The sequence below is a fragment of the Lachnoanaerobaculum sp. ICM7 genome (assembly GCF_000287675.1).
GTDB lineage: Bacteria > Bacillota > Clostridia > Lachnospirales > Lachnospiraceae > Lachnoanaerobaculum.
Genome location: NZ_ALJL01000016.1, coordinates 31,248 through 53,231, shown reverse-complemented (window position 1 = coordinate 53,231; position 21,984 = coordinate 31,248). Strand labels below are relative to the sequence as shown.

At 34.6% G+C, this 21,984-nt stretch carries 18 protein-coding genes; 16 read left to right on the top strand and 2 right to left on the bottom strand.

From position 1 onward, the window contains the following. Position 1: 1 nt before the first annotated feature. The 16 genes from HMPREF1140_RS03005 (at position 2) to HMPREF1140_RS02930 (ending at position 19,149) form a co-directional block, all read left to right on the top strand. On the top strand, positions 2-1,012 hold the full coding sequence (locus HMPREF1140_RS03005; RefSeq protein ID WP_009662456.1) for a deoxyguanosinetriphosphate triphosphohydrolase: 1,011 nt from the start codon (positions 2-4) through the stop codon (positions 1,010-1,012). Positions 1,013-1,022: 10 nt separating this feature from the next. Next, a complete protein-coding gene (gene dnaG / locus HMPREF1140_RS03000; protein WP_009662650.1) occupies positions 1,023-2,762 on the top strand; it encodes a DNA primase in 1,740 nt (579 codons plus the stop codon). Between the two features lie 10 nt (positions 2,763-2,772). Continuing rightward, the gene (rpoD, locus tag HMPREF1140_RS02995; RefSeq protein WP_009662565.1) at positions 2,773-3,942 is read left to right on the top strand and encodes an RNA polymerase sigma factor RpoD; all 1,170 of its coding nucleotides are present in this window, start codon (positions 2,773-2,775) and stop codon (positions 3,940-3,942) included. Between the two features lie 5 nt (positions 3,943-3,947). Further along, positions 3,948-4,628: a tRNA (adenine(22)-N(1))-methyltransferase gene (locus HMPREF1140_RS02990; protein ID WP_009662622.1), complete on the top strand. Its 681-nt coding sequence runs from the start codon at positions 3,948-3,950 to the stop codon at positions 4,626-4,628. Further along, positions 4,615-5,403 carry a Nif3-like dinuclear metal center hexameric protein gene (locus HMPREF1140_RS02985; protein ID WP_009662682.1) on the top strand — a complete coding sequence of 263 codons (789 nt, stop codon included), beginning with the start codon at positions 4,615-4,617 and terminating at the stop codon, positions 5,401-5,403. The genes HMPREF1140_RS02990 and HMPREF1140_RS02985 overlap by 14 nt, the downstream gene beginning before the upstream one ends. Positions 5,404-5,406: 3 nt before the next feature. After that, on the top strand, positions 5,407-6,501 hold the full coding sequence (locus HMPREF1140_RS02980) for a response regulator transcription factor (protein ID WP_009662706.1): 1,095 nt from the start codon (positions 5,407-5,409) through the stop codon (positions 6,499-6,501). Further along, complete coding sequence (locus HMPREF1140_RS02975; protein WP_051000435.1) at positions 6,491-7,930, top strand: sensor histidine kinase; 1,440 nt, start codon at positions 6,491-6,493, stop codon at positions 7,928-7,930. The genes HMPREF1140_RS02980 and HMPREF1140_RS02975 overlap by 11 nt, the downstream gene beginning before the upstream one ends. 161 nt (positions 7,931-8,091) lie before the next feature. Then, a complete protein-coding gene (locus HMPREF1140_RS02970; RefSeq protein ID WP_009662704.1) occupies positions 8,092-9,171 on the top strand; it encodes an ABC transporter substrate-binding protein in 1,080 nt (359 codons plus the stop codon). Positions 9,172-9,251: 80 nt separating this feature from the next. Beyond that, positions 9,252-10,751, top strand: coding sequence for a sugar ABC transporter ATP-binding protein (locus tag HMPREF1140_RS02965; RefSeq protein WP_035619856.1), 1,500 nt, complete (start codon positions 9,252-9,254; stop codon positions 10,749-10,751). Then, positions 10,748-11,809: an ABC transporter permease gene (locus tag HMPREF1140_RS02960; protein ID WP_009662539.1), complete on the top strand. Its 1,062-nt coding sequence runs from the start codon at positions 10,748-10,750 to the stop codon at positions 11,807-11,809. The genes HMPREF1140_RS02965 and HMPREF1140_RS02960 overlap by 4 nt, the downstream gene beginning before the upstream one ends. Then, on the top strand, positions 11,799-12,818 hold the full coding sequence (locus HMPREF1140_RS02955; protein WP_009662472.1) for an ABC transporter permease subunit: 1,020 nt from the start codon (positions 11,799-11,801) through the stop codon (positions 12,816-12,818). The genes HMPREF1140_RS02960 and HMPREF1140_RS02955 overlap by 11 nt, the downstream gene beginning before the upstream one ends. A 199-nt stretch (positions 12,819-13,017) precedes the next feature. Next, positions 13,018-15,723, top strand: coding sequence for a vWA domain-containing protein (locus tag HMPREF1140_RS02950; RefSeq protein WP_156789892.1), 2,706 nt, complete (start codon positions 13,018-13,020; stop codon positions 15,721-15,723). Between the two features lie 81 nt (positions 15,724-15,804). Beyond that, entirely contained in the window at positions 15,805-16,323 is a 519-nt protein-coding gene (gene lepB / locus HMPREF1140_RS02945; protein ID WP_330370046.1) for a signal peptidase I, read from the top strand. Beyond that, positions 16,323-17,573, top strand: a complete 1,251-nt coding sequence (locus tag HMPREF1140_RS02940; RefSeq protein WP_242822856.1) for a DUF7601 domain-containing protein — start codon at positions 16,323-16,325, stop codon at positions 17,571-17,573. The genes lepB and HMPREF1140_RS02940 overlap by 1 nt, the downstream gene beginning before the upstream one ends. Positions 17,574-17,576: 3 nt before the next feature. Further along, positions 17,577-18,314 carry a class B sortase gene (gene srtB, locus HMPREF1140_RS02935; RefSeq protein WP_009662411.1) on the top strand — a complete coding sequence of 246 codons (738 nt, stop codon included), beginning with the start codon at positions 17,577-17,579 and terminating at the stop codon, positions 18,312-18,314. Position 18,315: 1 nt separating this feature from the next. Continuing rightward, on the top strand, positions 18,316-19,149 hold the full coding sequence (locus tag HMPREF1140_RS02930) for an LPXTG cell wall anchor domain-containing protein (protein WP_009662702.1): 834 nt from the start codon (positions 18,316-18,318) through the stop codon (positions 19,147-19,149). A 30-nt stretch (positions 19,150-19,179) separates the two neighbouring features. Here the strand turns inward: HMPREF1140_RS02930 and HMPREF1140_RS02925 are convergent, their stop codons facing one another. Together HMPREF1140_RS02925 and HMPREF1140_RS02920 are read right to left on the bottom strand one after the other, a co-directional pair. Then, on the bottom strand, positions 19,180-20,265 hold the full coding sequence (locus tag HMPREF1140_RS02925; RefSeq protein ID WP_009662495.1) for a response regulator: 1,086 nt from the start codon (positions 20,263-20,265) through the stop codon (positions 19,180-19,182). Beyond that, positions 20,262-21,959 (bottom strand): sensor histidine kinase, encoded by a 1,698-nt coding sequence (locus HMPREF1140_RS02920; RefSeq protein ID WP_009662433.1) that lies wholly within the window; start codon positions 21,957-21,959, stop codon positions 20,262-20,264. The genes HMPREF1140_RS02925 and HMPREF1140_RS02920 overlap by 4 nt, the downstream gene beginning before the upstream one ends. Between the last annotated feature and the right edge of the window lie 25 nt (positions 21,960-21,984).

Below are 21,984 nucleotides of genomic sequence, written 5' to 3'. Positions count from 1 at the left end.
TATGAATATAAGAGAAGATATAGAACTTAGAGAGGAATTGACTCTAAGTAAATACGCCGCTTTAAGTAAAAATTCTTTAGGAAGAGACAGGTATGAAGAGCCTTGTGATATAAGGACTGTATATCAAAGAGACAGAGACAGAATACTTCACTCAAAGGCGTTTAGAAGACTGAAACATAAGACTCAAGTTTTCCTGGCGCCTGAAGGAGATCATTACAGAACAAGACTTACTCATACACTTGAGGTGGCGCAGATTGCAAGAACTATAGCCAAGTCTCTAAGATTAAATGAAGATTTGACGGAAGCGATAGCTTTGGGGCATGACCTTGGACATACGCCTTTCGGACATTCGGGGGAGGATGTTTTAAATGATGTATGTTCATTCGGTTTTGCACATTATGAGCAGAGTGTTAGAATTGTTGAGTTCATAGAAAAATCCGGACGTGGACTTAATCTCACAAAAGAAGTCAGAGACGGTATATTAAATCATCGTACATCAGGTAATCCTTCCACCTTGGAGGGTCATGTTGTAAGACTTTCAGATAAGATTGCCTATATAAATCATGATATAGACGATTCTATAAGAGCACGTATTATGGAAGAAGATGATATTCCAAAAGAATACAGTGATATACTCGGCCATTCAGTGAGAGAAAGACTTAACAATTTGGTACATGGTGTGATAGAAGGAAGCATTGATAAGCCTGAAATTTCTATGAATAGAGAGATATATAAGGCAATGATGGGACTTAGAACATGGATGTTTAAAAAGGTATATTACAATGAAGTTCCAAAATCACAGGAGGGAAAGGCCAAGACTATGATAAAGTCATTATTTGACTATTATATGTGCCATACCGATAAGCTTCCGGATGAATATATATATTTTATAAAAGAGTTGAATCAGGACAGAGAACTGGTAGTTTGTGATTATATTGCCGGAATGACGGATTTATATGCAATAGAAAAATTCAAAGATATATTTGTTCCAAAGTCCTGGGATGTATATTAAGGAGAAATAATTGTATTATTCAAATGAAATAATAGATGAGGTAAGATCTGCAAATGATATAGTGGATGTTGTTTCAAGCTATGTGAAAATACAAAAAAAAGGTGCTAACTATATGGGACTCTGTCCCTTTCATGCAGAAAAATCTCCTTCATTTTCAGTATCACAGAGCAAGCAACTATTCCATTGTTTCGGTTGTGGTGTCGGGGGAGATGTAATAGCTTTTATAAGGCAGTATGAAAATTATTCTTTTACAGAAGCATTAACACTGCTGGCCAAAAGAGCCAATATAGAATTGCCACAGGTAAGTGACAATGACAGAGCAAAAAATGATGAAAAAAACATTATTCTTGAAATAAATAAGACTGCCGCAAAGTATTTCTATGAAAACTTGCTTTCAAAAGACGGTGAGATCGGATTGAAATACTTCAAAGACAGAGGGCTTGAGAGCAGACATATTACTCATTTCGGACTTGGATTTGCAAAAAAAACATCAAATGATCTGTATCAATATCTTAAAGGTATGGGATACAGTGATGATATATTGAAAAAAAGCGGTCTTATAAATATTGATGAAAAGGGTGCAAGAGACAGATTCTGGAACAGAGTTATGTTTCCGATAATAGACGTCAATTCCAGAGTTATAGGGTTTGGTGGAAGAGTCTTGGGCGACGGACTTCCAAAATATGTAAATTCACCTGAGACCCTTGCTTTTGATAAGAGTAGGAATCTTTACGGATTGAATTTTGCAAAGAGAACAAGAAGAGACTTTTTTTTGGTGTGTGAAGGATATATGGATGTCATAGCTTTACACAATGCAGGATTTGAGAACTCTGTGGCAAGTCTTGGAACCGCACTCACACCTCTGCATGTAAAACTTATAAGTAGATATACAAAAAAGGTTATACTTACATATGATTCTGACGGTGCAGGTATAAATGCGGCAAAGAGAGCTATTCCTCTTTTAAAAGAAGAAAACTTAAATGTAAAAGTATTATCTATGGCTCCGTACAAAGATCCGGATGAATTTATAAAAAATCTCGGAAGTGAGGAATTTCAAAAGAGGATAGATTCTGCAGATAATGCCTTTCTTTGGGAAGTTGAAATACTGAAGAAAGATTATAATTTAAACGAGCCTGATGAAAGGACAAACTTTTACAGGGAAGTTGCAAGAATGCTAAGCGGATTTCATGAAAAGCTTGAAAGAGAAAATTACACTCATGCTGTAGCAAAGAGATTGATGATTGAATATAATGCACTCTTTGATATGGTTAATTCCTTCGGAAATACTACAGTTTCCGAAAATAAAAATTCGAGTAAAGAAAATAAAAAAATTGATGACGGATATACAAAAGCACAGGGACTTTTGCTTACATGGATGGTTGAGGAAGTGTCACTTTTTGATAAGATAAGTGAGTATATTTCTCCGGAAAATTTCAGCGAAGGTTTCTATAGGGATGTAGCTGTAAAGATATTTGAAAAACTTAGAACCGGAGATTTGAGATTTTCAAATATATGTGATGACTATGCGGATGACATGGAAAAACAGAGACTGCTTTCCAAAATACTTAATACAACTTTGGGGACTAACCTCAGTGACGACGAAAAGAAAAAAGCTGTCACTGAAAGTATACTTAAAATCAGACAGGCGAGTTTAGACGAGAAAAGTAAAAATGCAAAAGGTATAGAAGAGTTTCAAAAAATTATCGAGGAACAGGCGATATTGCGAAAACTTCATGTTGATTTAGGTTAGTGGAGGAAGTATGAGGGGGAAGAATTTAAATAATGAGTTTGAAAAGATATTAAAGAAAGATTTTAACGGAAAAATCAATGCTTCAAATATCCAAAAGATTTTCTCTGATAATGATATACCGAAGGAATATCTTCCTGATTTTATTGAATTTCTTGAAAAGAGAGATATTTTTATTGATGAGGATTATGAGAAAGAGCCTACTGAATTTGACAGCGATGCAGACCCGGAAGAATTCATTATTCTAAAGGAAAATGAATTTGAAGATGAGTTCAATGAAGAGGATATAAAGGACCTTGAAAATATAAACTTAAATATACTTGATGATTTGGACGATTATGTTTCCGTAGAAGATCCTATAAAGATGTATCTGAAGGAAATAGGCAAAATTCCTTTACTTAGTGTGGAAGAAGAGATGGTACTTGCTCAGAAAATTTCCGACCCTGATGAAAACATAAGAAAGGAAGCCGCAAAAAAAATGGCGGAATCCAATTTAAGGCTTGTTGTAAGCATTGCAAAAAGATATATGGGCAGAGGAATGCAACTTTTGGACCTTATACAGGAAGGAAATCTTGGGCTTTTACGTGCTGTTGAAAAATTTGATTATCAAAAGGGATTTAAATTTTCAACTTATGCAACATGGTGGATAAGGCAGGCTATAACCAGATCTATTGCAGACCAGGCCAGAACCATAAGGATTCCGGTGCATATGGTTGAGACAATAAACAGGCTTATAAAGACACAGAGAAAACTTGTACAGGAGCTTGGCAGAGAGCCGAAACCTGAGGAAGTTGCAAAGATAATGAGTCTTCCGGTATCGAAAGTAAGGGAGATAATGAATTTTGCACTGGAACCTGTATCTATGGAAACACCTATAGGTGATGAAGACGATTCACATCTGGGAGATTTTTTACAGGATTTTAATGCTAAAGTTCCTGTCAACTTCGCAATGGATGTGCTCTTACATGACCAATTGATTGAAGTAATAAAATCACTTACCGAAAGAGAACAAAAGGTAATCCTCCTTAGATTCGGACTTGAGGACGGAAAACCCAGAACACTTGAAGAGGTAGGAAAGGTCTTCGGAATCACAAGAGAGAGAATAAGGCAAATTGAAGCAAAAGCTCTAAGAAAGCTTAGAAATCCGTCAAAAACAAAAAGATTAAAAGATTTTTTGGAATAGAAAAAATGAAACTGTCAAAAAGATTGCAAACTATTGCTGATTTTGTGAAGAAAAATTCAGTGGTAGCGGATATAGGAACGGATCACGCACATATACCTATCTATCTTATAAAAAATAATATAATAGATAAGGCTTATGCCTGTGATATAAATAAAGGACCATTGGAAAAAGCAAAAGAAAACATAGAAAACTTCGGTGTAAGTGAAAATATTGTTCTGAGACTTTCTAACGGTCTTGATAAAATGTCAAGTAAAGAGGTGGATACAATAATAATAGCCGGAATGGGTGGAGAACTCATTATAGATATTTTAAATAGAGGAAAAGCATTTTTTGATAAGAAAAATACCTTTATATTGTCGCCTCATACAAAAACAGATGAAGTGAGAGATTACCTGATAAGAAAAGGATTTAAAATATTAAAAGAAGATATGTGTATAGATGAGGGCAAGTTTTATACAGTAATGGAAGTAAGGTATACAGAAAATACAGTTATGTATTCGGAGGCTGAGCTCTTATACGGTAAATATCTTATAGAAAATAAACATCCGGTATTACTTGGATTTCTAAAAAAAGAAGAAGAAAAGTACCTAAGTATTCTATCAAATACCGGATTAAATGAAGACAGAAAAAAAGAACTTAGACATAGACTTGATATAATTAAGGAGACAATGAATGAAATGCAGTGAGATTTTTGAATACTTAAAAAGATTATATCCGCTTGAGCTTGCTATGGACTGGGACAATTCAGGTTTTTTACTGGGAAGAAGTGATAAAGAGGTAAGAAAAGTTTTGGTAGTACTTGATATTACAAATGAAGTACTTGACTACGCCGGCGCAAAGAGTATTGATTTGATTGTGTCACATCACCCGATTATTTTTTCAGCTATAAAGAGAGTTACAGATGACACACTCCTTGGAAACTATATTTTAAAGATACTTAAAAATGATATTTCCGTGATTGCAATGCATACAAATTTTGATATTGCAATAGGCGGTATGGCAGATATTGCAAAGGAAAAACTTTCACTTTCAAATACAAAACCGCTTGAAGTTACGGCAAATGTGGACGGTAAAGAGCTTGGAGTCGGAAAGATAGGAGATTTAAAAAAGGCGCTTTCATTTGATGAATTGCTTAATTTAATAAAGGAAACATTCGATTTAAAAAAATTAACTGTATTTGGAAGAGAGAATATAAAGGGGAATATTAAAAGGATTGCTATAAGCCCGGGCTCAGGAAGAGGAATGTATAAGTATGCTCTAGGTGAGGCGGATGTACTGATAACAGGTGATATTACACATCATGAAGGACTTGATGCTATTAATGAAGGCATCTGTATTATAGATGCCACACATTATGGCTTAGAGCATGTATTTACAGAAAAAATTGTAAATGATTTAAAAAAATATAGTGAATTGAATGTTTTTGAATTCAAAAATACAAATCCGGTGGAGATAATGTAGGGGATGGTAAAAGTCTTTTTAGTTGAGGATGAAAAGTTTGTAAGAGAAGGTATAAAAAATGAAATAGATTGGAATTCATATGGATTTGATTTTGTAGGGGAAGCTGCCGACGGTGAATTGGCACTTCCCCTAATTGAGATTTCAAAACCGGATATATTGATAACAGATATAAAGATGCCTTTTATGGACGGATTGGAACTTGGAAGAATAGTAAAGGAAAGGTTTCCGGAGACTGTTATTATATTTTTAAGCGGTTATGATGATTTTGACTATGCCCAGAAAGCTATACATATAGGTGCATCCGAATATCTTTTAAAGCCGGTTTCAAAAGAAAAGCTCATATCGGTTTTAAAGAAAATAAAGCCGATTGTAGATTCAAAACGACACAGTATCTTGCGAAATATAAAGGCGGAAAATATTGAATATGATATAAAGAAATTCGATACATCAGGATTTAATAAAGGAAGCTTCAAGGAATTTATTATAAATGGAAAGAGTCAGGATATTAAAAGTTATGTTGAAGAATATACTGACAATATGGACGGACAGTTAAAATCTTTAATATTCAGACAGTATGTTATAATGGATGCTTTTATAGAATCTGAAAAATTCCTCAGTAATGTTGATGATAAGGAGGAGCTGGGAAATAAATTCGGAAGTATGGAAGTATTTGATGAAGCTGTTACAGATATTTATACTATGAAGCAATATTTTTTAAAATTACTGGAATATATGATCGATAAAAGAGATCAGATTACAGGAAGGCAGTACAGCTTTTTACTTAATAAGGCAAAAGACTTTGTGGAGAAAAAATATATGGAGCCTGAGATTTCTTTAAACAGTGTTGCGGAATATATCGGGCTGAGTCCCACATATTTCAGTACTGTTTTTAAGCAGGAAGCAGGGATGAACTTTATAGACTATCTGACAAAAACCAGAATTGATGAAGCTAAAAGACTTCTTAGAAGCACGGATAAAAGGATATCTGATATAGCAATGGAAGTCGGATATCGTGATCAACATTATTTCAGTTCGGCTTTTAAAAAATATCAAGGAGACACACCTAAGTCATACAGAGAAAATAAAAATGAAGAATAGTATACAAAATTATATTATGAAAAGGTTGTTTGTAACCTTTATACCCATTGCATTTATCATTATTTACCTTTTATTCGTGATGAAATGGCAGAATGATAAGTATGGGAGTATAGTAAAAAATATAAGTATTGCAACAGAATTTAATTTTAAATTTAAAGAGAATGTAGACCATAAGATGTACAGGGTGGTAATAGGTGCGGATACTATAGAAAATCAAAATCCGTATGAAGACCTTGAATATGCAAATAAAATATTTGAAAAGTTGCTTGAAACGAACAATAAAGATGAAGGCATAAACAGACCGAAAGGCCTTATAATACTTTTAAATTTACTCAAGAAACAAATAGATAATATCGGTAAAAGTGATATATATAAAGACTATAATAAAAATATAGACAGTTTGGAGTATGATATCAGGGTTACAACCGAGCTGATAGAAGATACTGTAAATGACTATATATATGAGGAGACCAAAGAGCTTAACATAGTAAGTATAAAGATAAGAAATCAGATGGCTGTTATATTTATGCTTAGTATTATCAGTGTATTTCTTATTTTGTACTTTACTTTATACATGTATAAAAAGGTATCAAGACATATTGCGGCTCCTATTATAAATCTTTGTAATTATACAAAAAGAAGTGAAAATGATTTATTGGAGAATAATCCGGAGAGCAGTATTTTAGAAATCGATGAACTGTCGGAAAATTTTAATAATAAAATAATCAGAATAAAAGAGCTTATCGAGAATATAAAGACAGAGCAAAAGAATAAGAAAAACACGGAACTTTGGCTTTTACAATCTCAGATAAATCCACATTTTTTATATAATACACTTGATACTGTTGTATGGATGGCTGAAGCAGGTGATTCAAAAAAAGTGGTTGATATGATAACCGCATTGTCGGGCTTTTTAAGGATAGGATTAAATAACGGAAAAAGATTTATACAGATAAGAGAAGAAATAAGGCATATAGAAAATTATTTAAAGATACAAAAATTCAGGTATGAGGATATTTTGGAATACAGTATTGATGTAGAAGATAATCTGTTTGATATAAGAATTTTGAAACTTTTATTACAACCGATTGTAGAAAATGCACTTTACCATGGTATAAAGTATAAAAGAAGCGGCGGTAAGATTTCGGTAAAAGGCTATAGAAAAGATGAGCATATAATTTTACAGGTAACAGATAACGGGATCGGAATGGAGACTAAAAAGCTTGAAAGCTTAAAAAATATTATAAAAAGTGAATATATAGATGAAATTGATATAGTAAAGTCATCAAAAGAGAGCTTCGGACTTTATAATGTGGCGGAAAGAATAAGGCTTTATTATGGTAATGAATATGGACTGAATATAGACAGTACCGAGAATATAGGTACGACTGTAAGTATAATACTGCCTGTAGAAAGTGATTTAATCTAATCTGAATATATTAAACATATATCATAAAATAATATACATAAATTTCTTATAATGAAAATAATATAAAAAATGCGTAAAAAAATCTATGTTTACATAGATTTTTTTGTATTACAATATAGTAAACAAATAAATGTTTCGTAAATAATTTTAAGGAGGAGTTTATGAGTAAAAGAGGTTTAAGTTTATTTGTATCTGCAGTTATGCTGACAATGTTTGCACTTACAGGTTGCGGTGGAGGTACAAAAGCACCTGAGGAGAGCAAGGCGGTTGAATCATCAGAAACCGCAGGTGAGAGTAAGAGTGAGGAAGCAAAGAGTGAAGCGTCTAAGGATGCTTCAAAGGTTATTGTAGTAGGTTATGCACAGGTTGGGGCTGAATCTGATTGGAGAACGGCAAATACCGAGTCATTCAAATCTACATTTGTTCCTGAAAACGGATATGAGCTTATATTTAACGATGCTCAGCAAAAACAGGAAAATCAGATTAAGGCTATCAGAGATTTTATTCAGCAGGAAGTTGACTATATCGTACTTGCACCTGTTGTAGAAACCGGCTGGGATACGGTTTTACAGGAAGCAAAGGATGCAGGAATCCCTGTAATACTTTCAGACCGTATGATAAAGACTTCAGATGATTCTCTTTATACAGCACTTGTATGCGGTGACTTTATAAAAGAGGGTGAGACTGCAGGACATTGGCTTGAAGATTATTTGAAATCAAAGAATGTAGCTGCTGACGAGAAGATAAATATTGTTACTCTTCAAGGTACAATAGGTGCATCCGCACAGGTTGGCAGAACTGACGGATTTGCAAATATTTTAGGACAGAACGCAAACTGGAATATGCTTGCAAAGCAGACAGGTGAATTCACACAGTCAAAGGGTCAGGAAGTTATGGAATCATTTTTAAAGCAGTTTGATGATATTGATGTAGTGGTTGCGGAAAATGACAATATGGCTTTTGGAGCTATTGATGCGATAAAGGCTGCAGGAAAAACATGCGGACCGGAAGGCGATATAACAGTTATATCATTTGATGCTGTAAAGGCCGCATTTGATGCAATGATTGCAGGTGATTTAAATGCAAGTATTGAGTGCAGTCCGCTTCATGGACCTAGAGTGGCTGAAATCATTCAAAAGCTTGAAAAGGGTGAAACGGTGGATAAGATTCAGTATGTTGATGAATCATATTTTGATACAAGTATGGATCTTGAGAAAATTAAGGCAGGAAGAGCTTATTAATAAGGCATAATTTTATATTTTGCATAAAGAAAATATCGGGAGTGAGGAGTTGTTTGCTCCTCACTCCTTTTGAGGTGATTATGGATAATCTATTGAAAATGAGAGGAATCTGTAAAAATTTTCCGGGAGTAAAAGCACTTGATAATGTGGATTTTAATTTAAACAAGGGTGAAATACATGCTCTGATGGGGGAAAACGGTGCGGGTAAGTCCACACTTATAAAGGTACTTACAGGTGTGGAAGAGTTTGAAACCGGACAGATAATTCTTGAAGGTAAAAAAAGTATAATAAATAAAAGCCCCAAAGAAGCACAGGAAAATGGAATAAGTACTGTGTATCAGGAAGTAAATCTTTGCCCGAATATCTCAGTGGCTGAAAATTTATTTTTGGATCGTGAGCCAAGAAAATTCGGACTTATCGATTGGCAAAAAATGAATAGAATGTCCAAGGAACTTTTGGATAAATTGGATATCAAAATAGATGTAACTAAACCTACAGAAAGCTATTCTATTGCAATACAGCAAATGATTGCTATAGCAAGAGCGGTTGATATGTCGGCAAAAGTATTGATACTTGATGAGCCCACTTCATCACTTGATGAGGGAGAGGTTGAAAAACTTTTTCTTTTAATGAAAAAATTGAAAAATGACGGAATAGGAATAATATTTGTTACCCATTTTTTGGAACAGGTATATGCGGTATGTGATAAGATAACTGTTTTAAGAAATGGAGCTCTTGTAGGAGAGTTTGAAGTGAATAATCTCCCGAGAGTACAGCTTGTAGCAAAAATGATGGGTAAGGATTTTAACGACCTTGAAAATATTAAGAGTGAAAGCACACAGACTACCGGTAAGGAAGTACTTCTTAGCACAAAGTCACTCGGATCAAATGGTAATATAAAACCGTTTGATCTTAAGTTAAATAAAGGAGAGGTTATAGGAATAACCGGTCTTTTGGGATCAGGGCGTTCTGAACTTGTCAGAGCTATATACGGTGCCGACAAAACGGATACCGGTCAAATAGTATTTAAAAACAAAGAAGTTAAAATAACTGCTCCGATTGATGCCATGAAACTTGGGATGGCATATCTTCCTGAAAACAGAAAAGATGAAGGAATTATAGCGGATCTGTCTGTAAGAGAAAATATAATAATAGCCATGCAGGCAAAACAAGGAATATTTAAACTTATACCGAGAAAAAAGCAGGAAGAATTTGTAGATAAGTATATCGAAATATTACAGATAAAAACAGCCGGGAGAGAAACACCTATAAAACAGCTTTCCGGTGGAAATCAGCAAAAGGTAATTCTTGCAAGATGGCTGCTCACAAATCCTGAACTTCTTATTCTTGATGAACCTACCAGAGGGATTGATGTCGGAACAAAAACTGAGATTCAAAAATTGGTTTTAAAATTGGCGACCGAGGGCATGAGTGTAATATTTATTTCATCAGAAATCGAGGAGATGATCAGAACTTGCCAAAGAATGGTAGTAATGAGAGATAAGAAAAAAGTAGGTGAATTAAAATCTGATGAAATATCTCAAAATAATATAATGAGTGCTATAGCAGGGGGTGAATGACAGTGAAAGAATTTAAAATAAAAAACATAACATCCGCAAGACTCTTTCTGCCTATAGTAAGTTTGATTTTAGTCTTGATTATAAATATGATAAAGACACCGAACTTTTTTAATATTACTATACAAAACGGAGTGTTTTACGGATACATAATTGATGTAATAAACCGTGCAAGCGAGCTTGTAATACTGGCTGTAGGCATGACTCTTGTAGTTGCTTCATCAGGAGGTACGGATATTTCGGTAGGTGCGGTATGTGCACTTGCAGGCGCTGTTGCATGTTTTATTCTTGCAGGTGGAGAAGTTTCAACAGATGTATATCGGGCACCTTATATAACAGCATTTATTGCTGCAATATTTGTTGGATTACTTTGTGGCTCTTTCAATGCTTTTCTTGTTGCAAAGATGAATATTCAACCTATGGTTGCAACTTTGATATTGTTTACAGCAGGTAGGGGAATGGCACAGCTTGTTACGAACGGACAAATAACCTATATAAGAGTTGAATCATTTAAGATGCTTGGTAATTCTATACATGGAATACCGCTTCCCACACCTGTATTTGTGGCGTTAGCGGTCGTTTTGATAACACTTATTATACTCAAAAAAACAGCTTTGGGGCTTTACATTGAAACTGTGGGAATAAATAATAAAGCTGCAAGACTTGTGGGCTTAAATCCTGTGTATATACAGTTTATAGCTTATGCATTTTGTGGTCTTTTGGCAGGACTTGCAGGAATGATAGTTTCATCAAGAGTATATTCTGCAGATGCAAACAATGCAGGACTTAATATAGAGCTTGATGCAATACTGGCTGTAGCCCTTGGCGGAAACAGTCTTGCAGGTGGAAAGTTTTCACTTCTTGGAAGTGTTATAGGAGCTTACACTATTCAAGCATTGACTACAACATTATATGCTATGAGTGTCTCGGCAGATCAGCTTCCTGTATATAAGGCGATTGTAGTTGTAATAATAGTATCATTACAGTCAAAGGAATTTATAAAGATAATAAGAGGATTTAATTTAAATAAGAAGAAAGCCGAGGTGGCACATGAAAGATAAGTTAAAAAATATAGATAATAAAACCTTCTTACTTTATATTACAATTCTCCTTTTTATTATAATGTATGGTATAGGAATTATAATGTTTGGAAGTAAGGGATTTCAAAAACCACAAGTTTTTTTAAATCTCTTCATATCTAATGCGGGACTGATTGTTATAGCAACAGGTATGACCATGGTTATAATATCCGGTGGAATAGATATTTCAGTCGGTTCTTTTGTAGCACTTACATGTATGGTATTGGCTTATTTGATGGAAAAAGTCAAGATGAATGCGCTAAGTGCGATAGTACTTGTAATCATAATCGGTCTGATATTCGGTCTTATTCAGGGTATACTTATTTCATATCTCAATATTCAACCATTCATAGTTACTTTGGCAGGTATGTTCTTTGCCAGAGGCATGACGGCGATCATATCTCAAGAGATGATCAGTATAACAAATGAGACCTTCCTTTCATGGGCGAATAAGAAAATAACAATACCTTTATTCGGTATAGTAAATAAAAAAGGAGCTGTAGTATACCCATATATCTACCCTACAGTAATAGTCGCACTTATTATACTTGTACTGATGTTTATTATGTTAAGATATACAAAGTTTGGAAGAAGTGTATATGCTGTAGGCGGAAATGAGCAGTCAGCCTTGCTTCTTGGATTAAATGTTAAAAAGATAAAACTTCAGGTATATATACTGAACGGATTGTTATGTTCGATAGGAGGATTTTTATTCTGCTTAAATACCTGTGCAGGATTTGTGGAACAGGCCAAGGGATTTGAGATGGAAGCAATAGCAGCGGCGGTAATCGGTGGAACATTGCTTACCGGTGGAGTAGGTAATGTATTCGGAAGTCTTTTCGGTGTACTGATAAAAGGTACTATAGAAGCTTTTGTAAGTTTTCAGGGAACATTATCATCATGGTGGACAAAGATAATAATAGCTGCCATACTTGCATTTTTTATAATACTGCAAAGTATACTTGCAATGTCGAAGAGAGGGAAGAAGTAGCAATAAATGGACATTTGTAGAAAAGTGTACATTTCTATGAAAAATACTGTCATATATTTTATGGCGGTATTTTTTGTTTCTTGTTGAAATTTTATAAACATATGTTATGATAAAGTCATTAAATTTTGAGTAGAGGAGGTGCGTAATAATTTTAAAATTTGTATACAAACATTTCAGAAAAATATTGTTTGTTTTTTTCATGTGCTTAATTGCGTACCTGTTCACTGACTCTTTGGCAGATATGGCCACACCTTCAAATGCCGAGTTTAATGATATTGTCATAACACCGGGTATGGATACGGCTACCTCTTCCGATGCAAGGCGGCATGAAGTAAAGCTTGACGGCATAAGTGTAATTGTTGATGTGCCGGAAGGTGCCTTTGATACAAAGGTAACGCTTAAGGCAAAAAGATTAACCGTAAACGAGCTTGAAAATAATATAACTCCTGAAAAAGGAGATGATATAAAAGACAGTGACTCAGAAAAAGTAAGTAAAACCACAGTTGGGTCGGACGGTATAGAAAATATCGAAGACTCCTCTGAGAGTTCGGGAACTGTAGAGGTTCAGAAACCTGATGAAAGTACTGAAAGCATAAACGGTACACATGTTCCGGAAACTGTTGAAAGCACTGAAACAGTTTTGAATGAAACTGAGACAACTCTATCTCTAAACAGTGATGAAATGATTGAAACTGCACAGCTTGCAGGTAATGATGCTGATGAAAGCGTAAAATTATCTGATGAAGGTAATCAGGCGGACGGAAGCAATCAGGTTACAGAGAAATTAAGTGAATCTGTAAGTGAGAATACAAATTATTTAGAAGATGCGGTAATAAGAAATACTGAATCTGAAAATGAAGAGTTTCCGAAAGATTCGATTTCTCTTGATATTCATTTTGAGGATGAAAACAATGTAGAGATAGAACCTTTGACAACTGTATATGTAAATATAAAAATCGACAATAATTTACTTCCTGAAGGAGCAAAGCCTGAAGATACGGAAGTTTATCATATAAAGGATGATAATACCGTAAATAAGATAGAAGATATAGCTCTTATAGAGGATAAAGATGACAACAGTATTACCACAAACTTCAGTGCGGACGGGTTTTCGACCTTTACAATTTCATGGGGGCTGGCTGCCAGCAAGTTTAAAGTAAATGTAAAGTATGTTGACACAAATGGAGATGAAATAACTGCCGATTTGGCAAAATTGGGAGATTTATACACTAGTGGAGGTAATTTTGGTGTAGCACCAAAAGAAAAGATAACACCAATACATCTGGATACTGGTATAGTTGGTATGAGATATAAATTTGCCAGAGCCAGAATGTCGAACGGGACTGTAGTAGACAATATACTTCAGATAGAAAGAGAAACAAGTATATCACAGGGGCTTAGATATACTGTTGATGGAACAAATTGGGTGCCGTTTAGACAACAAGATATGAAATTTCTTGAACTTGTGTATGAGCCTGAAGGAAGGACTATTTCAAACCGAAGAATAAGGACTGATATAAGTAAGACTGTAGAAGATCCTGATAAGGATGGAATCTACGATCTTACACTTACAATAAATAATCAGACCGGAAGTACCTCAAACAGAACGAATATGGATGTACTGTTCCTGCTCGATACTACAAGCAGTATGAGTGAGGGTATTGGAGGTCGTGGTACAGATCCGAAAATATCTTCAGTTTACAGTGTACTTAGAAATGTAATAAGCAACAATTACTTTGACAGCAGTAAATATAATGTAAACTATGCGCTTGTGGGAATTGACAGCGAGCCGCATCTTTATCAAAATTGGACAAGTAACGGAAATTCCGTTATAAGTAAGATTCCTGTAAGTCCGAATAATGTGAGCAGAATAAACTATGAAAAGGGATTTGTTAAGGCAAATGAACTTTTTAGAAACGGCAGAAGCGATGCACAAAAAGTTCTTTTCTTTATTACAGACGGAAACCCTACCTACTACACAAATCACAATACAGGTTGGAATGAGGGACATATAATTGACAGGTACAGTACAATGGCGATGCTTCACGGACAGTTTGCATTGTATGCTATTGATTTGGACTATTTCTTTACAATAGGTCTTGGTAATCAGGGAGATTATGATAAGCTGAAACTTTTGACAAATTCAAATGACTCTGACAGCCCTGTAAGAGGATATAAGGGTATCACCTTACCTGCGCCGGGAGTGGAGGTTGGTAGAAGTCCATATTCAGCAGACAGTAAAAATTCTTTTTTAGATAGAATGAGGGAAATAGTAAGTGTGCTAAAAAGTCCAAGGCTGAGTAATGTCGTGCTGGAGGATAAACTCAGTCAATATGCAATGATTGCAAAGGATCCTTCAGGTAATCCATATCCCCTTGAAATTGAGGTTTTAGGGCCTACAGGAATTCATACAGGAAATTATGTAGTGCGAAACAGTACGTACAGATTATTTTCCACTCCGAGAAATGCAATGGCGGATATTGTATCCTCATACAATGATGCTACCAAAACAATCAGATTGGAGTTTCCGACCGCCTATACTTTAGAGACGGGATATACCTATATGATAAAGGCAAAGATAAAGACTACACCTTTAGCCGAGGCAAAATATGCCGCCACAAAGCAGTTCCAGAAAAATTCCAACGGAACGGATGTGGTCGGAGATCCGGGAACCGGATCGAAGTCATCAAACCAAAAGGGATTTTATTCCAATGATATGGCAAAACTCACATACAAGTATAAGGATCAGGAAATAATTGAAACATTTAAAAAGCCTGTTATCCAACCATACATAAATCCGATACCTACGGGTGTGGCGTTTGATATATCTTATGCCGTAATTTTTATAATAATGTCGATTCTTTCGATTGGAATATTTTATTTTAACAGGAGGAAGAGATGTTAATATATTTTAAACTATTCAAAACCTGTGCCATATGAGAGCATGAAAAAGCAATAGTTAACACATATATAGGAGGATGGATTTATAGAGGAAAAGGAGAAAATCAAAAAGCGTAGTATAGCGGAATTAAAGTCGTTTATAATAAGGTTTCTTACACTTGCCGCAATGATTTATGTCTTGGTATTCATAGTATTCGGAATAAGGATTTCGCCGAATAATGAGATGTTACCGAGAGTAAGAGCAGGGGATTTATTATTTTTCTATAGACTGGAAAGCAGACTCAAATCAAGTGATGCCATATGCTATCATTTTGACGGTGAAAAGTATATAGGGAGAATAATAGGAGCGCCGGGAGACACTATTGATATAGATGATAACGGAAGTGTTATACTAAACGGTGCCGTGTTGGTAGAGGATGATACCAGAGGCAAAACAGATAAGTACGATACGGATGTAACATATCCTATTGTACTGGGGGAAAATGAATTTTTTATACTTGCCGATAACAGAACGCTGGCAAAAGACAGCAGATATTTCGGCGCTATAAAAAAGAAAGATATTGAAGGTAAAATAATTATCGTTATAAGAAAGGATAATATATGATGTTAAAAAGAATTATGACTTTGGCGGCAGTGTCTGCCATGACAATCGCAATGGCGGGAAGTGCAATAGCTGCAGAGACAACAAAGCAGTTAAAGCCTGCAGCAGGATCACCTAATAAAATTAAGTTCACTAAGGAAATGAAAATCTACAATGTTGACGATCCGACAGGCGGAAGTGCAAAGGCACCTGATGTAAAGTATACATATACTATCGCAGGAAGTACCGGCGGTGGCGGAAAGACACCTGTCAGCGGTACCGACGGTGGACTTACAGTAGTTGCAGGTACAGCAATGCCTACTATATCATCGGCTGAATTCAGCCACAATGATACAATTACAAGCAACCTTGTAAAAAAGGAAGTTACAGTAGACTTTACAGAGCAGTTTAATGAGGACGGTAATAACGATATAACAGTTCCGGGTATCTATAGATATGAAATTACAGAGACAGGAAACTTTAACCTTACTACAAGCCAGCATGACTACACAGGAGATGTAAGCCAGCTTACAGGCGGTAAGGAGAAGAGATATCTTGATGTATATGTAGGATACAATGCGGCAGGAAAGCTCGAAGTAAAGACAGCCGTTATGATGAAAAAGGATACTACAGTTACTGACAACTCAAAGACTACAGGTTATATTGATGATTTAAACGGTGCGACTACAACAGACAATAAGGATGATGTAAGTACATTTAAAACAAGAGATATTATCCTTCAAAAGGATGTAGCGGGTAACATGGGTTCTACAACTGAAGAGTTTAAGTTCACTATAGATCTTAGCAATATCGGTGTAGGTATGGACTATAAAGTAACATCTACAAATACTGCAAACCCGACTGCCATTACAGGTGTTACAGCAAATACATATTCACTTACTAATGTTAAGTTAAAGAGCGGTCAGACTATAAAGATTTCAGGTCTTCCATCTACAGCAAAGTACAAAGTTACCGAGGATGTTACTACTGTAGGACCTGCAGGATACAAGACAACTCATGGTATAAATGTTGCAAGAATTGCAGCACCTACATCTACAAATCAGTATGCCAATGTGGCCGCTGTAACAGCAGTTACTCCTGTAAAGGCAGACGATACAGTTGCGGATACAATATTCTTCTTGAACTACCGTGATACACCTACACCTACAGGTGTTGCAATGAGCGTGGCGCCTTTTGCAATCATGGCAGGATTCGGTATTTTACTTATCTTGGTATTCTTTAAGAGAAGAAAAAAAGAAGAAGTTGAGAACTAAAAGATGAATCTTATAGGAAAATGTGCATACATAGGAAACAGGATTATAGATATAATCGTTATTCTTATGGCTGTGATAATGCTTTTATTCGGGGCATATTCACTATATGATATTTTTCATGTATATAAAGGGGCATCTCTGTCAAGTGAAATCTTAAAGAGTGCCCCCGGTACTGCCGGAAATGCGGATGATACCGTAAATGTAGAGGCTTTATTTAACAAATATCCTGATATGAGAGCGTGGCTCAATATTTTTGATACCAATATAAACTACCCTATAGTTCAGGGTATTGATGATGCGGAGTATCTCAATAAGGATATAGACGGTGAGTTTTCTCTGGCCGGATCTATATTTTTAAGCAGTCTTTGTAGCGGTGATCTAAATGAGCATTACTCACTTGTCTACGGACATCATATGGACAATGGAGCTATGTTCGGTGATGTTGAAAAGTTCCTTGATAAGGGCTTTTTTGACAGTCATGTGGACGGAATACTATATACCAAAACAGAGATCTATGATGTAAAGGTATTTGCCGTTTTGGAAACAGATGCCTATAATGAGAAGATTTATTTCCCGTATTTTGCAAATGAAAACAAAGATGATTTTTATAATTATCTTCAGAAAAATGCGGTACATATGAGGGATGTAAACCGTAACAATAAGGTTATTACAATGTCTACATGTACAGAGTCCTATACAAACGGAAGGATTGTGCTTTTTGGCGAACTTATAAGGAGATGATATGAAGCAAATTTATAAGAAAATCATATTTTTCCTTTTGTTGACATATTTTATATTTGTGCCAAGGGATGCCTTGGCTGCAAATGTAAAATTGCCTATTAACATAAATGTATCGGGAACCAACCCTGTTTACTACAGATATGATGTAAATATCAGCAGACTTGATTCAAGGAATAATGTTGTTTCAACTGAAGAAATTTCGATACCTTTACGAAGAAACGGGACATATACTTATGATTTCGGAGATTTTGACGATGTTGGAGAGTATAGATACAGTATCAGTTTGGTAAATGCAGATGATGAAAGATTTGCCTGTGACAGAAGAAATTATATTGTTCATATACAGGTATTGACAAACGGAACTGATATTTATACAAATACATATCTTGAGGACCCGAATGAAACGGCAAAGCCTGCTGCAGTGGATTTTAATGTAAAATATCTTGTAGAAATAGTTTATCCGAACGAGAGGGATAAGAACAAAGGCGGCTCCGATACAGGGGATAATAGAAAAAATAATAATAAAGATAATAAAAAAGATAATAAAAAAGATGGTCAAAAAAATACAGATAAAAATAATAAAAAGCCCTCAGATGATGAAAGTCGACCTGATAACAGAATAGACGGTGAGCCTTTAATTATCATAGACAAGCCGGATAATAACAAACCCGATAATAATAATAAGGGTAAAATGATTGAAGTGGCAAAGAGATTGCAAAAGGCTATTGTAAAGACAGGAGATGAGAGCTCTCTTAGTTTCTATACAACTCTGTTTTTTGTTTCAACATGTATTTTTATATTACTGTTTTTTAGGAGAAAGAAAAACCACCGGTAAATTCTATAATTTTTACATGGTGGTTTTTTCTTATAATTTCAAGTTTTCTTCACTTGGAGGATATCCAAACTTTGCCTTGTATCTTTTGCTGAAATAAAATATATCGGAATATCCGCATTCTGAGGCTATATCCACTATTTTCATATTACTGTTTCGCAAAAGTTTTTTCGCTTTTTCAAGTCGGTAATCCGAGAGAGTTTGTTTTATTGTACTTCCATATACTTTTTTAAATACCGTATTGATATATGACGGATTTTTACCTATATTCTTTGCGATTTCTGCTACAGTGTAATCATAATTCGAATAATTTCTTTCTATATCTTCAAGTATCTGCTTTCCGATAAGCTGCTCCTTAGTTAAGATAGTGTTTAATCCCATACAGTCAACACCGATTTCAATTAAAATATCCTCAAGTTTTTCTATACAGGATATATCCTTTTCAAAAATATTTTCCTGCATAAACTGAACCAGGGTAAGGCTCTGCAGTATATGATACTTTATATCAAGACTGTTTAGTATTTCACGAATGAATTTATAAAGAGTTGTTGCATTATAATTATCCAGTATATCTTTTGTATTAGCACTTATAAAACTCACATAAGACTCTTTATCTGAATTTGACATATATTTTATAACAGACGGTCTTATAGTACTGATATCTTTAGCTTGTAAGATTACATTTTCTTTTTTAAACAATACTGATAACTTAGCTATGCTTTGGTCTTTTGGCATATTTTTTGAAGATTCAATAACATCAATGCATTTATCAAGACTTTCTAAAAGAGCTTCTTCACTTATGGGCTTTGTGAGATAGTCAAATACACCGTAGCGCATTGCCTCTACGGCAAAATTAAAATCATTATATCCTGATAGAAGTATTATTTTTGTATTTAATTTATTTTCAAAAATATATCCGGCCACTTCAAGACCTGTTACAGATATCATTTTTATATCCATAAGTAAAAGATCTACTTTAGTAAGTGAAAGACATTTTATAACATCTTCTCCGTCTTCACATAAGGAGACTATATCTATATTTGTTCTGTTGTCGGATATAATCTTTTCAAGTCTTGCACGAATAAAATATTCATCATCGGCAATAACAAGTTTTATCATAAGAACTCCTTTTTTATTTTAAAAGAAATACTGCAGCCGAGAGTTTGATTCTCAAAGTCGAGCTTGTAATCATTACCGTAATACAGCTTTAAAATCCTGTTTATATGCTTTAGAGCAAAGTGGTGGTTATTATCGGTTTCATCTTCAAGTATATGATTTAAATTATCCATATCTATTCCGAAGCCGTTATCAGATACTGTAAATAATATATTATCTTCGTCCTGATTTACGGTTATATTTATATTTCCCTTATACTTTAAACCCTTTATACCATGATAAATACTGTTTTCCACAAGCGGAAGCAGTATGAGTTTCGGGCATTTAAATTGCGTTATATTTCTGTCACAGGAAATGCTGTATTCAAATTTGTCATGGTATCTTACAGACATTATATCAAGATAAGCCTTGCAAGTATGTAACTCTTCTTCTATATTCACAAAACTTTTTCCGAGGCTTAAACTTCCTCTGTAAAATTTTGAAAGATTCATCACAAGTTCCATTAAAGTTTGCTTTTCATCAAGACTTGCAAGAGAATATATATTGTCAAGAGTGTTGTAAAGAAAATGAGGCTTAATCTGTTCATTCACCTTATCTATCTCAATACGGTTTTTCTCTTTTTCAATATCTATCAACTTGTTCTTAAGTTCATTTTGAGACTTCAACATTATATTAAAATCTCCTATAAGTTCTTTCATCTCAGGAGAGTCGGCTTCATATGAAAATTCTTTCCAATTTCCTTTACTTACAAATCTTGTATGTTCTACCAAAGCATAAATAGGCTTACTGAGGTTTTTAGCAATATCTTTTGACATAAAAAGTGCCAGTCCGAGAGAAAAGCATGCAGTTATAAAAAAAGCGATTCCTATAGTAAGCGCAGGCTTTATAAAAAAGAAAAGGGGAATAAAATGTACAAGCTTCCAAGGATAGGACTTTAAAGGCATTGTATTTATAAAGCCGTAACCTGAAAAAATATGCCCTGATTTTCCCGATTTGACCGCGCCTATTATAGTATCCGTAAGAGTATTTTTCTCATTCAGATAGTCGGATTTACTTATAATATCATACTCATTATCTACAAGCAGATAAAGAGAACTTGAGGTATCGGATACCGCGTATATATCTGATATACTTTTTTCCGAGATAATAAGTTCTATATAGCCGTACAGATCACCGCTCCTGTAGTCATATATCGGATGTACATATGAGAATGTATCGATCAGATTATCACTGGAGATATCATACTTTTTTGTTGCAAACCATTTTCCGCCGGTTACAAGGATAGCTTTAAAATCACTTGGATACTGCTTCCTTTCAGAACTCATAATAATACTGTAGTCCTTATCATATATACTGATACCGTATATATATGGTGCAGGATATATAAGTTTGTAAATTTCCAGACTCATATTGATTTTCTGAGCTGAAAAACCGTCCGTATTATTATAATAAGTGTCAAAGCCATGCTGTATAACATCATTGTTTAAAAGAAGTCTTGAATAGTGTGTAGCTGAAGTAAAGTAGTGATCCAGACGATTTTCTATATGGCTAAGCTGTATATCGGAAGCCTCAATTCTATCGTCTGTATAATAGAACATAAATATAATACTTGTAATAAAAAACAGTATACCTACAGGAAGTAACACCATAAGCCTGAGGCCGTCAAACAGTTGCAGATAAATACTCTTACTTTTCAAACTCAACTCCTAAAAATAGCGATAA